Here is a 15,080-nt window from a genome sequence, read left to right as displayed (position 1 = left end):
AAATGCACATGTACCTAGAATTTATCTGAATCAATCTTACTTGATTTTTGGCTATCTTGCTGATTTTTTATTGTTATATCAACATTAATATTTTCAGCATCGACATGGACACTCTTACCGTTTTCTCCGTCAAGTATGACCTGCGCTGATTTTCCATACCACATGGTGCTTTCATAAAACTCACGCGCATGTTTTAAGAGTACCACAATGATTGCTGCTACAGGCAATGCAATCAACATCCCCAGAATACCACCTAAATGAGCCCCAGCCAAAACTGCAAAAACCACTGCAACTGGAGACAAACCGATTTTATCACCCAACAAAAATGGCTGTAGAATATATCCTTCTATCGCCTGCCCGATCATAAAAACAATACCCACAAGAACCAACTGCATCCAGTCAATCCCAAACTGGAATAAGGTTGCGATCACAGCTGAAATAATGCCGACTGCAAAGCCCAAGTAAGGAATAATACTCGCTAGACCCGCCACCATGCCAATGATTAAGCCTACCTCCAGACCAATGAGCTGTAAGCCAACTGCATAAACCACGCCCAACAAGAACATGACCAAAATTTGCCCTTTGACAAATGCCCCCAATACCATATGACAGTCACGTACAATCCGCATGGTATTTTTTTCGTACGGGCGTGGAATCAAGCGATGCATTTGCTTGAGCATACGCTCCCAATCTAGCAAAAAGTAGAAAGTAATAATGGGTACCAATACGACCGTACCGCCGATCTGAATAAAATTTAATCCCGATTGAGCAAGGCGAAGTACCAAAGTCTGAATATTATCAATACTATAATTGGTCTTGATATACTGCATAATCGCATTTGACATCTGATCTGTGTCTATACGCATAGGCTGAAGATTAAAAGTGCGCTCTGCCCATGGCAAGAAATGATGATTGACCCAATGCACGCCCGCTGGAATGCTATCACGAGCATAAATCACCTGCTTCCAGACCAAAGGTACGACATACCAAAGCGCAAAGGTTAAGCCAACACTAATACCTAGAAATACCACACAGGTTGATAGCCAGCGCGGTAGCCCCAACTTTGACAAACGCGCGACCAGTGGGCTGAACAGATAAGCAATGAAAAATGCCCCGACAAATGGAATGACAACAGGTTTAAGTAAATAAATCAGCCACAGTAATAGTGCAATAATTACCAAAATAAAGATACGACGTAATGGACGATCGATCATGTATTTGCCTACTTCAATTTATAAGATTATTTATTAAGGATAATTTAATAAGCAAAGATAACATTTTCATGCATAAATAACGTAAGAATTTCGTATATTAGGTTATAATCTGCGGCCAAAGCGGAGACTTCTTCATATGAGCAACTCGACTTCCAATTCAAATACTGGCTTAAGCTACAAAGATGCAGGCGTAGACATCGAAGCAGGTGATGCACTTGTCGATCGCATCAAATCTGTCGCAAAACGCACAACTCGTCCAGAAGTAATGGGCGGACTAGGCGGCTTTGGTGCATTATGTAAAATTCCAAAGGGCTATGAAGAGCCTGTTTTGGTTTCAGGCACCGATGGCGTAGGCACAAAATTACGCCTTGCCCTTAACTTAAATCGTCATGACACTATTGGTCAAGACCTTGTTGCCATGTGCGTTAACGATCTTTTGGTTTGTGGCGCAGAACCCCTTTTCTTCCTTGACTATTATGCAACTGGGCACTTGAATGTTGACGTTGCTGCAAATGTCGTTACTGGTATTGGTAAAGGCTGTGAGCTTGCAGGCTGTGCATTGGTCGGCGGTGAGACTGCTGAAATGCCTGGCATGTATGAAGGTGAAGATTACGACCTAGCAGGTTTTGCTGTTGGCGTGGTTGAGCAAAGCAAAATCATTGATGGTTCAAAAGTCAAAGCTGGTGATATCTTAATCGGTGTTGCATCTTCTGGCGCACATTCAAACGGTTATTCGCTACTCCGTAAAATTTTAGACGTTAAAAATGTTGATTTAACGCAAATCGTTGATGGTCGTCCACTTGCAGATGCTGCAATGGAACCAACACGCATTTATGTAAAACCAGTGCTTGAACTCTGCAAACAGGTTGATGTTCATGCTATGGCGCACATCACAGGTGGCGGCTTACCAGGTAACTTGCCACGCGTATTGCCAAATGGCGCTCAAGCAGTGATTAACGAAAACTCTTGGGAATGGTCAGAGTTGTTCCAGTTACTACAACGCGAAGGTAATGTTGAACGCTTTGAAATGTACCGCACATTTAACTGTGGCGTTGGTATGGTCATCGCTGTAGATGCAAGTGAAGCAGATAAAGCCATCGAGATTTTAAATGCTCAAGGCGAGAAAGCATGGAAAATTGGTCATATCCAAGAAAATGCTGAATCTGTTGAAGGTGCAGACGAAAAAGTTCGTGTGTTATTTGCATAAAGAAAATCGCATGATCAAAATTGCAGTACTGGTTTCAGGCAACGGAAGTAACTTACAAGCACTGATTGATGCAAATTTATCAGGCAAGATTGTAGGTGTCTTGTCAAATCGACCAGATGCCTACGCTTTGCAGCGTGCCCAGCAAGCAAATATTGCCACACATGTGATCGAACATAAAAAATTCCCTACCCGTGAAGCTTTTGATGCTGCGATGCAGCAACAGCTTCAGGCTTGGGATGTAGATTTGGTCATTCTTGCTGGCTTTATGCGCATTTTAACACCTAAATTTGTACAGGCTTGGGAAGGAAAGATGTTAAACATTCATCCTTCATTACTACCAGCCTACAAAGGTATGCACACCCATCAGCGTGTACTCAATACTGGTGATCGTTGGCATGGTTGTACCGTGCACTTTGTCACAGATGAGCTAGATGCAGGTCAAGCTCTCGCACAAGGTGTAATTGCGGTTACTCAGCATGATGATGCTGAACGTTTGGCTGAACGTGTTCATGTTTTAGAACATGTGATTTACCCACAAGTGGTTGAATGGATCTGTTCTGGGCAACTTCAATATGTATCAGCTCAACAAGTTGAATACCAAGATAAGCCACTGTCAGGCCCGATACAATTTTGTAAGTTCTAAAAAAAAGCGCATCTTCATGATGCGCTTTTTTTTATCACCTGCTGAACTAAATGCGTGGTTTCTACTGGATGTTCTAATGGGAACATATGCCCACCCGCCATGACTGAAAAAGGAATCCCCAAGCGTTTTTGTGCCATTTCAGTAAACTTACGCTCATAAAACGGACTCTTCTCTCCGACAATCATACGTGTTGTGACAGGTGGCTTTTCAGGCCAAACTCGCCACCAATTTGAAGGGTTTGTGCGAAAAATTGCCAGTTCATCAACTTTAGGAATCGTAAGAGTAAAACCACCCGTAATGCTATCTTCAGTGAGAGCATAACGAAGATAATCAGAAAAACAGTCAGAATCAAAATTACGATAAAAGGGTTTTGGGCGAAACAATTGTGCCGCCTGCTCACGAGAATCCCACTGATCACGACGACGTTTTGACAGTCCCGCAGGGCTAAGCTGATCGACCATTTTTGGGTAAAACAACTTTGCCATATCAAAAGCAAAAGAAGCCGCCCCCATAATCAAAGGTGGATCAAGCATCACTACTTGCTGAAAAAGTTCAGGACGTTTACGACTTGCCATATAGGTGAGTAAAGCACCTAAAGAATGCCCCAAACCGATGACTGCCTGCCCTTTTGCCTGCTGTACAATGCTGTCAATTACCTGATTTACCAAACTTTCCCAATTATTATCAATAGGTTAGCGTTTATCTGGCCCAAGTAGCGGTACAAAAATAATCTGATAATTTTCAGACAACAAGTCAAAAAGTTTTCGATAAACCAATGATGGAACACCATTGGCATGTGCAAAATGAATAATCGGTTTGGTTGTCATAATATCCTGTCTATTTTTTCACATTTATTGCAAACTCACTTGTTTTTGACTTTGCAATTGTTGCGTTACAGTTTCGCTAAAACCTTGTCCAAATTCTGCCCCCATTTTGCCCAATACGGACTCTAGCGGATTGCGTTGAACAGTATAATTTACAGTTTTATCAAGTTTTAACTCTCTTTTTAAGCTTTCAATGCCACCTGTACGGTCAGCAATACCTATTTTCACAGCTTGTGCACCACTCCAGAACAATCCCGAGAAGATGGCAGGATCATTACTTTTTAGACGAGCACCACGACCTTCTTTCACAGCAGCAATAAAATGCTCATGCACGTCATCAAGTACTGCTTGCACATGTGTACGCTGCGCTGGATTAATCGGCTTGGTCATACTTAGAATGTCCTTGTTTTCACCGGAGGTCATGGTACGATCTTCTACACCCAATTTTTGTGCCAACCCTGCTACACCATAATTCGGCATAATCACTCCGATAGAGCCCACTAAGCTCGATGGGTTGACCCAAATTTCGTTGGCAGCTGACGCGATATAATATGCACCCGATGCGCCCATATCACCAATGACAGCGTAAACTTTTTTGTCTGGATGCTGTTTTTCCTGATAACGGATTTCTTGCCAAATCTCATCAGATTGAACAGGTGATCCACCTGGTGAATTGATATTTAAAGCAATCGCCTTACTGCCACTTGCAGCAAATGCTTGACGCAACGCTTTAATCGTATCTGCACTATCAACTGACTTCGAACCACCAGACTGGATGGTTCCGACAATATCGACAACAGCCAGATGACTACTACTTGAAGATGTACTTACACCATCACTACTGGCATTATTACAGCTACGCAAAATGCCAACGATCACAATAAATAAATATAAGAAGGTTAATGCCTTAAAAAAAATGCCCCAACGGCGTGCGCGACGCTGCTCTGTGACAGAAGCCATCACCACTTTTTCAAGCAGTTGCCACTCTTGTCCACAAGTAGCTTGAGGCTCATTATGTTGATTTGTATTTTGATTGAATGGTTTTGGTGGCCAATCGGACATAAATCACATCCTAGCGATAAAAAATTGTCCCATTATATACACTGAAAGCCTAGTCGCTGTCTAAAAGAAAAGTTTTCACTTATAATATTTCGCTGAATGGCGATAAATTGTGTACGAATCTTTTCCAATGCTGAATTCAAGTTCAAATTCTTTTACCTATCGTGTTTTAAAGTTTGTAAGTAAACAGCCTTTACATTTTGCACGTGCTTTTGCACGCGTATTAGCATCTATTGCCAATACCGTTAAAATTGCAAAAACAGCTCAAGTAGCCGACTTAAATATTCGGATTGCATTACCTGAGCTGAATGAGGACACACGCCAGTATATCGTCAAAGAAGCGATTAAAAATGAAATGACCTCTTACTTTGAGTTCTTCAATGTTTGGGGAGCAAGTAATGATAAAAATATTGCCCGTATTCATCACATTCAGGGTGAAGAGCACTTTTATAACGCATTAGAGCAGAAGAAAGGTATCGTTCTGATTGTTCCTCATTTTGGTACATGGGAAGTGATGAATTCTTGGTTCGCACAACATACCGCCATGACCATTATGTACAAACCAATTAAAAATGAAGTTGCCGATCAGTTTGTGCGTGAAGCTCGCAGTCGTGAAAATGCTCATCTTGTACCCACCGATGAATCGGGTGTTCGGCAAATTTTTAAAGATCTGAAACGTGGCGGTACAACCGTCATTTTGCCAGATCATACCCCTAACATCGGTGGAACAATGGTGGACTACTTTGGTATTCCACTCGCGTCGAGCAATTTATCCGCAAAATTGATTCAAAAAACCAAAGCACGTGCCTTATTTTTGTATGCCATTCGTAATGACAATGCAGGGTATGATATGTTCATCGAACCTGTTGCTGAGCAAATTTACGCTGGATCAGATGAAGAAGGTACGCATATCATTCATGAAATGATTGAGAATCTGATTCGCAAATATCCACAGCATTACCATTGGAGCTATAAACGCTTTAAAGCTAATCCTGAACTCAATAACATTTATAATTTACCTGAAGATGAAGCACTGGCTAAAGTTAATCAGGTGCGTACAGAACGACAATATGTTAAGGATGCAGCCACAAACGAGCATTCCGAGCCACTACATACTTTAGAGACCCCTCATCCGTTACTGTAAAATACAATGAGCCCTGTTCTGCTGTATTGAGCAATGGAATTTGTGCTCGTTGTAAACGTTGTTGCACTTCCCGACTTGGGTGTCCATAACGATTGTGCAACCCTGCCGAAGCAATCGCAATTTTAGGTTTTAGCCGTTGTAAAAACTCGGGCGATGAACTAAAGCGACTACCATGATGCCCAAGCACTAAAACATCAACAGCTAAATTTGGGTATTGCTGCAACAAAAACTGTTCTGTTTGTATGCCAGCATCCCCCATAATCAAAAAGTGGGTCTTGGCTTGCTGATGCCGATAGCTCAGATAAATCACACAAGACAATTCATTTGGTTGATATTCAGCATTCACCAAGTCATCTTCTTGGGGCGATAATACTTGCATTTCTATATTTTTACTGACCCAACGCTGTCCTGCATGACAATAGTCAAAACTCGGTAAATTACCCTGTGGGCGCTGACTACTTAACAGTTGCTTGACTGGCATTTTTTCATTTAAACGAGGAAATGCACCGCTATGATCCTGATCGAGATGACTCAAAATCACTTGATCTAAACTTGAGATTCCACGACTCGAGAAATAAGGCAATAGCACCCGATCTGCCAGACTGAACTTTTGCTCATCACGCGTCCCACCTGTATCAATCAGAATCTGCTTGTTTTGATCACGAATATGGATTGCCTGCCCTTGTCCAACATCAAGTACATTAAATTCAAATGACTGTTTTTCATGAACAGGAAGCGCTACAGGCAAACACCCCAAAACTAGCCATGCTTTAGGCAGAGTACCTTTCGGCAAGAACATCATCACAATTGCCAGTGTAAGTGCCGCAATTTGTAACGGCGTAAAATGCAGTTGCTGCACTTCAACAGGAATTGCACTTTGTAAAGTTCCCAAACTGACAAGCAAGATTGAAATTGCTGCATCAGCGACATGATACAGTGGCAATGCAAGACTTGGTGAAAGTAACCAAACGCAGGTTGCCAAGATATTTAAGGGTACAATCACAACACCAATCAGAGGAATGGCGATGATATTTGCAAGTGGTGCAAGCCAAGAAAGCTGCTGAAAAAACAACATCACTAAGGGCAACAGTGCAATAAAAATCTTACCCTGAGATTCAAACAGTAACCGCAGATAGTAACGACATTGCTGGAAATGACCAAGCAGCACTTGTTGCGGCTGCTGCTGTATGGTCTGATAAACTCGCAGCAAAATAAAACAGGCACCATACGATAGCCAAAAACCTACCGATAACATGCTAAATGGATCAAACAGTAGCATTAGTGCTGCACTTGCTAATAAAGTCGTGAAAACAGAAAGCCTTCGCTGACACCACATGGCAAGCACAATCAGGCTACTCATGAGTAAAGTTCGTAATGCAGGAATATCAAAACCAACAAACCCACAATACACCCAAATGCCAATTAAAAAAGGTAGACTTAGCAGCAACTGTTTAGGCATACGTAAATATAATTCGGGGCAAAATCTTGCGATTAAATGATGTAGCATGAAGCAAAGTAGCATCGCAAAAACCAAGACATGTGGTCCCGAAATTGCCAATAAATGCTGGATCCCCAAGTTCTGAAATTGTTGCTGGGTTATGTCATCGAGTAGGCTTTCATCTCCTGTCAACAATGCCAGTAATAACCCATGATGCCGTAATGGCGATTGCATCAACCAGTTCCGACAGTTCAGGCGCTTTTGCTCAATCCATAATCGTGATGCCTGCAAAAATCCCCGATGTAGCTGAATAAATGAAGTTGAACTTTGTGTCAGTGCTTGCGATTTGTTCAACAATTCAAACTGCCTGACCTGAAAACTTGCCATAAGATTTTGCTGAAGAAACCATTTTTCCTGATCAAATCCACCTGTAATCGCATAGCCGTGTGCAGGTCGTACCTGTCCAGTCAAGCGATAATACTGTCCCAGTTGCAACTCAGGTTGTTTTGCTGGAATTCGAGCAAGCCAATGCACCATCTGCTGATGTGAGGTATCCCAGACCTGAAGTATTTGCTGCTTATTATCTTTGTTTAATACACTCATCCGATCAACATAAACCACCACCTCAGCCTGATGTACCTGTGTTTGTCTTAGGCTTAAGCGCTGCTGAAGTTGATGATCCGCAAATGCTATTGCTGCGAAAAATACAGCCAGGGCGATCAATAGGTGAATCAGAATTTGACTGTTTTTAAGTTGTAAAAAATACTGTTTTGCATAACCAATCAGCAAAGCTATTCCGAGTAGAATGCAACTACACGATATTGACCAACTACTTAAATAATGAGCTTGAGGCAAACCTAAAGTACAGATTCCAATTACCCATGCCAAAAAAATTAAGTTCCATTTCATTGTTTCTAATAAACTGTTTTTGTTATCTATAAAAGGCATTAAAGCCCACATTGTGGGCTTTAACAAGAAATTTTAGAGGATGTAACCCAATAAATTTATGGGTTTTTCCACAAACCATCCTGCATATGCATAATCTTGTCTGCGGTCTGTGCTAACTGTTCATCATGCGTCACAATCAGCATGGCCATATTGAATTCCTTTTTCAAATCATTCAGCAATTCAAAAATAGTCATTGCCGTTTGTCGATCCAGATTTCCTGTTGGCTCATCGGCTAGCATGACTTTAGGATTGGTCACCAAAGCACGTGCCAATGCAACACGCTGACGCTCACCGCCAGAGAGTTCACCAGGTTTATGAGTCAGGCGATGTGATAATCCAACCCGTTCCAGTAAATACTCCGCTTTTTTCTTGACCTCACTAAATTGACTGCCTTTACGTAGCATTAAAGGCATAGCCACGTTTTCAAGCGCGCTAAATTCAGGAAGCAGATGATGAAACTGATAAACAAAACCCAAATGTAAGTTGCGTAACTCGCCACGAGTGGTTTCACTCAATGTATCAAAACGCTGTCCATTTAAAAATACTTCACCGCTAGATGGTCGGTCTAGACCACCTAAAACATGCAACAAGGTACTTTTACCTGAACCACTCGCCCCGACAATCGAAATACACTGGCCTGCTTCAACTTGTAGAGATAAGCCTTTAAGCACATCGACATCAGTCTTGCCATCAGTAAAGGTTTTTCTGATTTGCTTAGCTTCCAAAACCACATTACTCATAACGCAATGCCTCCGCAGGCTGGATTTTCGCAGCACGTAGCGCTGGATAAATGGTTGCCAAGAAACTTAAAACTAATGACACCACCACGATGACAGCGACATCTTGCCATCTTAAATAAGAAGGTAAATAGTTGATAAAATACGCATCAAACAAATGCCAACCTAAACGGGTATTGAGCCAGTCAATCACGGTACTAATACTCGATGCCAGAATAACCCCCAACACCGCACCTGAGAATGTGCCAATGACACCAATAATCGTGCCCTGTACCATAAAAATACGAGTAATCGTGGCAGGTGAAGCACCCAGTGTACGTAAAATGGCAATATCAGATTTTTTGTCGGTCACGACCATAACCAGAGAAGAGACGATATTGAACGCAGCAACCAAAACGATGAGGAACAATAGCAAACTCACCATGGATTTTTCCATCTGAATCGCGCTAAACAGGTTGCCATGTGTATATGTCCAGTCAGAGCTATAAAAGCCATTTGGCAACTGTTTCACAATATCCTGAGCAACTTGGGGCGCAAGGAAAATATTGTCTAGCTTTATCCGAATCCCCTGAGCGCCATCAGGCAAACGGAGCAAAGTAGCGGCATCGTTCAGGGCGATATAACCCATCATTGAGTCAACTTCAGCACCAATACTAAAAATTCCGACAATTTTAAAGCGCTTGAAACGCGGAACCACACCTGCAGGTGACGGTGTCGCTTCAGGCAAAACTAGAGTCACACTGTCATTTAGCCCTAAACCCAGAGCATCGGTCATCTGTTTACCAAGAACAATCCCGAAACTACCTTTTTTCAGGTTATCAATGCTTCCTGCAACCATATGATCTTGAATAATGGAAACATTCTTTTCATACTGTGGTTCAATACCATTGACCATCAGGCCTGACACCTGACCTTGTGCAGTCAACATCCCTTGTAACTGAGTAAAAGGAGCTACGCCTTTAACATGCTCATGTTGAGCAATTTTTTTAGCTAAATCTGGCCAATCTGTAATGATTTCCGTTGAAGATACACTGGCTTGAGGTATCATACCTAAAACACGATTTTTTAATTCACGGTCAAAACCATTCATCACTGACAATACGGTAATCAGTACAGCGACTCCAAGCGTCAGACCGATCATGGAAACCAGTGCAATAAAAGAAATAAAATGATTACTGCGACGTGCGCGAGTATATCTCAGACCAATGTACAGCGAGATTGGTTTAAACATACGACCTAAATCCGAGGTATTTTATGGGAAAATTACAGCATCAATACGAACAAATTGAAAGGCGGGTCATGTCTCGTATGGACGCTGCCTTAAGGTTTAACTATCAAGTCATTTCAGAAGAAATGGCTCTAAAAGACCCCTATGACCCTCACTTTGTTTTGCCACGCTATTTTCTACTACTTACTGAACTAGATCAATTTGATCAGGTTCTTCACAACGAATTAAAACAATTAAATGAAAAAGATCAACAAATTGCCAAAATCTTATCCTTATTCAACCAAAAATTAAACCTTATAACAGGCACAATGTATGATTCTATTGTACAAAGCATGTTACCAACCCCTGAACAAATTAACTTATCTGAAGCTGGCTTAAGCTTTTTTACTGAATATGCCATTACTAAAGATAGCTACATCCACGTCACCTTGAGCCATCCTGATAACTTTTTTCATATTGCAGCCATCGCACAGGTGGTCTACGAAAACTATGATGCCAAAAATAGTTTTCGTATTGGCTGTCACTTTATTTCTTTGCACCCACATGACCGTGAAAAAATTGCAGAATGTCTTGAAAATCAGTCTATAAACACACTATAAGCTTACATTTTTCGAAAACGTTTTTGCCATTTCTGCTGAAGTTGTAAATCGCGAAAAAAATAGATCAACAATCCGATAACCAGCACACAAGCCCCCAAAATCACTTGTGTTCCCAAAGCTTCATGATTAAATACTGCACCGATCAGCAATGCTAATAACGGCGTCATGACATTGGTTAAAGACAATGTTGTGGGCTGAATACTCTGCACCAGTTTAAAATAACAAAACATCGCCAGTAACGATGCCACCACCACTGTATAAGCAAGCGCTAGCAACGATTTCAGATTTGGCATATGTGTTGGAAAATGTGACCAAATAAAAGGCAGCATCAGCACAGCCACAAAAGTAGATATCAAAATTGAGCCCGTTGCCTGTGCCATCGGGTGAAGTGGCGCTCGAATTTTCTTCACCCAGAAAATTGACAATGCATAGTTAAAAACGCTGATGAGCATCAGGATAATACCAAATGGCTGTATATGCTGCTGCCCTGCAAAGCAAATCATGCCCAAACCAGACAATGCGACCAGCATGCCACACCACTGTGCAAAATGCAGATATTGTTTAAACCATGCCCAGCCCATTAATCCAGCCATAATCGGTGTTAAGCCAAACATCAAGGCAATAATTCCCGAGCTCAAATACTGAGTGGCAACATAGGTAAAAATTTGTGAACCGATAAAACTAAATGAACCCGCAATATAGCTATGCACCGATTGCCAATTAAACGGCAATCGTATTTTAAAGATCCAAAGCAAACTACAAGCAAGCGGTAATGCCAAAAAGAAACGAAATGCCAATGCCCAAAACAGGTTGAGGTCTTTCACACTCCAGACAATTGCTAACGGCGTTGTTGCCCAGATCAAGATTAAAAGCATATAGGTCAATGCCAATTGCGATTGTACTTTTGGCATCTTTCAGCTCGTCTTGGTAACGCGAATCTGGCGCTGAATCGTCTGATCTAACGCACTAGAAAATTCCCGCTTATCGCGCTCATTCAGTGGTTTTGGACCCCCCGTTTGCACACCTGCGCCACGCAAAGTATCCATATAATCGCGTAAATGCAGACGTGCCTTAATGTTGGCTGTAGTAAAAACCTCACCGCGTGGATGAATCGCAACGCCACCTTTTTCAATCACCTGAGCTGCCAATGGAATATCTTGAGTAATCACAACATCATGCGCAGCCATTTGCCTCACAATTTCCTGATCGGCTTGATCGGCGCCACTCAACACCTGCAAGGATTTAATACGTACCGATGGGCTGATTCCCACAGGTTGGTTCGCAACAAAAATTACTTCCAGCAAATAGCGATCTGAAGCTCTAAAAATAATTTCACGCAAAATTTTAGGCAAGGCATCTGCATCAACCCAAAGTTTAAAATTAGCCACAATAATTCACAATTTATTCAGTTCTACGTTAGTTTAACAAATTACACATGACACTGCTGTGATGTGTTGACCTTTCGGTCTATTTCCGTTTTTTTGTGCAGATAGACACATAAATTTTATGCAATCAATAAAAATTCATGGCGATGACTTGAAAAATAATAAGTTACCCTCGATAAATATAAACAAACCCACTGCAATTGTGCTTATGAATATGCAAAATAACCGACCAGATACAATTACTGTCGATGACCAAAACTTTGGAAGCCATATTGAGCATTGGAGTTTGCTCACAGATGACCCAGCACAAACCGTTCCTCGGTGGTTAGGTCAAGCACTTGATGCACCAGTCATGCCAATGGGTTTATGTGCAAATGAAGAAGATATGGATGCTAGCACATGGCTGATTCAAGGGCCAAATCATGCCGCAATTCAATTTTCCCAAGTCGTCGCCGTTGAAAATAACAAACCTAAATGTGTCAAAATTGCTTTCCCGATTTTTGAAAGTCCCTATAAAACTACAGCAAAAATTGAACGTGTCATTTGCTGTAAATCTAACACACAGGCAGTATTACGCTTAAATATTGGACAAAATGCAACAGTATATGCGTTTGATAATCTTTATAGCGTCAACCATGAGCACTACGTAAAAGATCAAAACTATTGTGTACACTTAAATGCGTGGGCATATGAACTTGAACAGGTCAATGAACACGAGCAAATTATTGTTGATGATCCTGCATCAATTAAACATCATCGTGCCTTAAATGATATTTTGGCAGCACATAACGGTGTTGCGCCAAGCAATTTGCAGGAACTGATTGATGCATGGCAACCAAAAACCGAGGATGACCATGCTCCTGTCACCGTAGATTTTTCAAAAATGGTAGCTTACCTATATGGTGAGACAGCTGGACAAGAAGATGAAGCATGGTTTCAAGGCAAAATTGTCGGAAAAACACATGCGACATGTATGAATGAAGATTATGTTCTGTACGATGTCACCTTATTGCTTGAAGACAATGAAGAAGCCACATTAATTCGAATTGCAAGCCGTAATCCTGAATATATGAATTTTGAAATTGGGCAATATATTCGAGGCAACATATGGATTCAGGCGAATATTTATGCTAAAACTAAAAAGTAATATACTATAGGGTATGGTCTAAAATAATTTAGGCTGCAGTCTTATGAAAATTACACAACAACAGACCTCAAATATGCTGCAACAACATAGCCAACCCAGATTCAAGATTGATTTTGGCGCAGTTTGTTTTTTTGTACTTGGTATGTTCTTGCTTGGTTTTTTTCTACACTAGATTACTTAAATAAAAAACCTCATCATATGGATGAGGTTTTTTTTGGCTTACCGTTCAACTTAACCGTGACGTTTTGCAAAGTCATCCATAAAACTTACCAATGCCTGTACACCTTCAAATGGTACAGCATTGTAAATACTGGCACGCATACCACCGACTGAACGGTGACCTGCCAAGTTTAACAAATGGTTGGCTTCAGCTTCTTGCAAGAACAATTTATCTAAATCGCTATCCGCCAAAGTAAATGGCACATTCATCAATGAACGGTTCGCTTTCACAATCGGGTTATTATAAAAATCACTAGAATCGATGTAACCGTAAAGCAACTCAGCTTTTTTCAAGTTAATTTGATGCATTGCTGGTACGCCACCATGTTCAAGTAACCACTCAAACACCAGACCAGACAAATACCATGCATAAGTTGCAGGTGTATTCACCATAGAGTCATTTTTAGCTTGAGCCGAATATTTCAACAAACTTGGAATTTCAGGTTTTGCCTGATCTAGCAAATCTTCACGGACAATCACAAGAGTCAAACCAGCAGGACCGATATTTTTCTGTGCGCCAGCATAAATCAAACCAAATTTGCTGACATCAATCGGCGCAGACAAAATGCTTGAAGATAAATCAGCAACCAATGGCGCTTGAGTTTCAGGAATATGATTGAACTGTAAACCACCAATCGTTTCATTTTCGCAATAGTGCACATAAGCAGCATTGTCAGAAAACTGCCAAGTTGCAGGATCAGTAATTGCAGTTTTGCCATCAATTTGTGTGCCCGCTTCAATCACATGCACATTGCCATAACGCTGAGCTTCTTTAATGGCTTTTTCAGACCAAATGCCTGTATGAATATAGTCTGCTTGGCTATTTTTACCTAATAAATTCAGTGGAATTGCAGAAAACTGTAATGTTGCCCCACCTTGTAAAAATAATACTTTGTAATTTTCAGGAATGTTCATGAGCTGACGTAAATCAGCTTCTGCTTTCTCCGCAACTGCCACATAATCTTTACTACGATGGCTCATTTCCATGATGGAAACGCCCTTACCATGCCAATCTAGGAGTTCGCTTTGAGCTTTTTCTAAAACGGCTGTTGGTAATGCTGCAGGACCAGCACAGAAATTGTACGCGCGCATGATTTCTTCCTTCATGAAGTAAATACAATAAAATGTGATGGCATTTAACCACAGAATGCCAAATGATGCAGTAATTTCCTAAGTTAATATTTCTATTTGGAGCAAACATCTGCTGTAGTTTTTTAGTGCTAGCAGATGCAAACACATGTAATATTTGACTTATTTTTATTCATAAAAAAAGCCATACTTAAATGTA

General features: G+C 41.1%; 13 protein-coding genes and 1 pseudogene. 5 read left to right on the top strand and 9 right to left on the bottom strand.

Going from position 1 to position 15,080, the window contains the following annotated elements:
- Positions 1–14: 14 nt before the first annotated feature.
- A complete protein-coding gene (gene cxpE / locus F975_RS06170) occupies positions 15–1,214 on the bottom strand; it encodes a chloramphenicol efflux transporter CxpE (RefSeq protein ID WP_004751400.1) in 1,200 nt (399 codons plus the stop codon).
- 136 nt (positions 1,215–1,350) lie between these two features.
- Between cxpE and purM the strand changes: the two genes are divergently transcribed.
- Both purM and purN read left to right on the top strand, forming a co-directional pair.
- Positions 1,351–2,421: a phosphoribosylformylglycinamidine cyclo-ligase gene (gene purM / locus F975_RS06165; RefSeq protein ID WP_004751398.1), complete on the top strand. Its 1,071-nt coding sequence runs from the start codon at positions 1,351–1,353 to the stop codon at positions 2,419–2,421.
- A 10-nt stretch (positions 2,422–2,431) separates the two neighbouring features.
- Complete coding sequence (gene purN / locus F975_RS06160; RefSeq protein ID WP_034426176.1) at positions 2,432–3,064, top strand: phosphoribosylglycinamide formyltransferase; 633 nt, start codon at positions 2,432–2,434, stop codon at positions 3,062–3,064.
- Between the two features lie 14 nt (positions 3,065–3,078).
- Here purN and F975_RS06155 read toward each other — a convergent pair.
- Positions 3,079–3,891, bottom strand: a pseudogene (locus F975_RS06155) (alpha/beta fold hydrolase).
- 24 nt (positions 3,892–3,915) lie between these two features.
- Positions 3,916–4,950 (bottom strand): S49 family peptidase, encoded by a 1,035-nt coding sequence (locus F975_RS06150; RefSeq protein ID WP_004751390.1) that lies wholly within the window; start codon positions 4,948–4,950, stop codon positions 3,916–3,918.
- Positions 4,951–5,077: 127 nt separating this feature from the next.
- Between F975_RS06150 and F975_RS06145 the strand changes: the two genes are divergently transcribed.
- Entirely contained in the window at positions 5,078–6,091 is a 1,014-nt protein-coding gene (locus F975_RS06145) for a lysophospholipid acyltransferase family protein (protein WP_004751388.1), read from the top strand.
- On the opposite strand, the gene F975_RS06140 is transcribed toward F975_RS06145, so the two are convergent.
- The 3 genes from F975_RS06140 to F975_RS06130 form a co-directional block, all read right to left on the bottom strand.
- Positions 6,021–8,417 (bottom strand): DNA internalization-related competence protein ComEC/Rec2, encoded by a 2,397-nt coding sequence (locus tag F975_RS06140; protein WP_228127412.1) that lies wholly within the window; start codon positions 8,415–8,417, stop codon positions 6,021–6,023. The genes F975_RS06145 and F975_RS06140 overlap by 71 nt on opposite strands.
- A gap of 116 nt (positions 8,418–8,533) precedes the next feature.
- Complete coding sequence (gene lolD, locus F975_RS06135; protein WP_004751385.1) at positions 8,534–9,217, bottom strand: lipoprotein-releasing ABC transporter ATP-binding protein LolD; 684 nt, start codon at positions 9,215–9,217, stop codon at positions 8,534–8,536.
- Positions 9,210–10,445 carry a lipoprotein-releasing ABC transporter permease subunit gene (locus F975_RS06130; protein WP_004751384.1) on the bottom strand — a complete coding sequence of 412 codons (1,236 nt, stop codon included), beginning with the start codon at positions 10,443–10,445 and terminating at the stop codon, positions 9,210–9,212. Before F975_RS06130 ends, lolD begins: the two co-directional genes overlap by 8 nt.
- 23 nt (positions 10,446–10,468) lie before the next feature.
- Between F975_RS06130 and F975_RS06125 the strand changes: the two genes are divergently transcribed.
- Complete coding sequence (locus F975_RS06125) at positions 10,469–11,041, top strand: PilZ domain-containing protein (protein ID WP_004751382.1); 573 nt, start codon at positions 10,469–10,471, stop codon at positions 11,039–11,041.
- Positions 11,042–11,043: 2 nt separating this feature from the next.
- On the opposite strand, the gene F975_RS06120 is transcribed toward F975_RS06125, so the two are convergent.
- Both F975_RS06120 and F975_RS06115 read right to left on the bottom strand, forming a co-directional pair.
- Positions 11,044–11,952 carry a DMT family transporter gene (locus F975_RS06120; protein WP_004751380.1) on the bottom strand — a complete coding sequence of 303 codons (909 nt, stop codon included), beginning with the start codon at positions 11,950–11,952 and terminating at the stop codon, positions 11,044–11,046.
- A gap of 3 nt (positions 11,953–11,955) precedes the next feature.
- A complete protein-coding gene (locus F975_RS06115; RefSeq protein ID WP_004751378.1) occupies positions 11,956–12,429 on the bottom strand; it encodes a YaiI/YqxD family protein in 474 nt (157 codons plus the stop codon).
- Positions 12,430–12,634: 205 nt separating this feature from the next.
- On the opposite strand from F975_RS06115, the gene F975_RS06110 reads away from it, so the two are divergent.
- Entirely contained in the window at positions 12,635–13,573 is a 939-nt protein-coding gene (locus F975_RS06110; protein WP_034425804.1) for a hypothetical protein, read from the top strand.
- A gap of 231 nt (positions 13,574–13,804) precedes the next feature.
- Here the strand turns inward: F975_RS06110 and serC are convergent, their stop codons facing one another.
- Positions 13,805–14,884 (bottom strand): 3-phosphoserine/phosphohydroxythreonine transaminase, encoded by a 1,080-nt coding sequence (gene serC, locus F975_RS06105; protein ID WP_004751372.1) that lies wholly within the window; start codon positions 14,882–14,884, stop codon positions 13,805–13,807.
- Positions 14,885–15,080 lie beyond the last annotated feature (196 nt).

The sequence above is a fragment of the Acinetobacter brisouisimilis genome (genome assembly GCF_000368265.1).
GTDB lineage: Bacteria > Pseudomonadota > Gammaproteobacteria > Pseudomonadales > Moraxellaceae > Acinetobacter.
Note: the sequence above shows the minus strand (reverse complement) of the source record. Positions and strands in the feature narration are given on the sequence as shown.

What these genes read in the sequence shown, in the direction of transcription:
- cxpE (WP_004751400.1), bottom strand. Translation starts at nt 1,214, where the DNA reads ATGATCGATCGTCCATTACGTCGTATCTTTATTTTGGTAATTATTGCA.
- purM (WP_004751398.1), top strand. Translation starts at nt 1,351, where the DNA reads ATGAGCAACTCGACTTCCAATTCAAATACTGGCTTAAGCTACAAAGAT.
- purN (WP_034426176.1), top strand. Translation starts at nt 2,432, where the DNA reads ATGATCAAAATTGCAGTACTGGTTTCAGGCAACGGAAGTAACTTACAA.
- F975_RS06150 (WP_004751390.1), bottom strand. Translation starts at nt 4,950, where the DNA reads ATGTCCGATTGGCCACCAAAACCATTCAATCAAAATACAAATCAACAT.
- F975_RS06145 (WP_004751388.1), top strand. Translation starts at nt 5,078, where the DNA reads ATGCTGAATTCAAGTTCAAATTCTTTTACCTATCGTGTTTTAAAGTTT.
- lolD (WP_004751385.1), bottom strand. Translation starts at nt 9,217, where the DNA reads ATGAGTAATGTGGTTTTGGAAGCTAAGCAAATCAGAAAAACCTTTACT.
- F975_RS06130 (WP_004751384.1), bottom strand. Translation starts at nt 10,445, where the DNA reads ATGTTTAAACCAATCTCGCTGTACATTGGTCTGAGATATACTCGCGCA.
- F975_RS06125 (WP_004751382.1), top strand. Translation starts at nt 10,469, where the DNA reads ATGGGAAAATTACAGCATCAATACGAACAAATTGAAAGGCGGGTCATG.
- F975_RS06120 (WP_004751380.1), bottom strand. Translation starts at nt 11,952, where the DNA reads ATGCCAAAAGTACAATCGCAATTGGCATTGACCTATATGCTTTTAATC.
- F975_RS06110 (WP_034425804.1), top strand. Translation starts at nt 12,635, where the DNA reads ATGAATATGCAAAATAACCGACCAGATACAATTACTGTCGATGACCAA.
- serC (WP_004751372.1), bottom strand. Translation starts at nt 14,884, where the DNA reads ATGCGCGCGTACAATTTCTGTGCTGGTCCTGCAGCATTACCAACAGCC.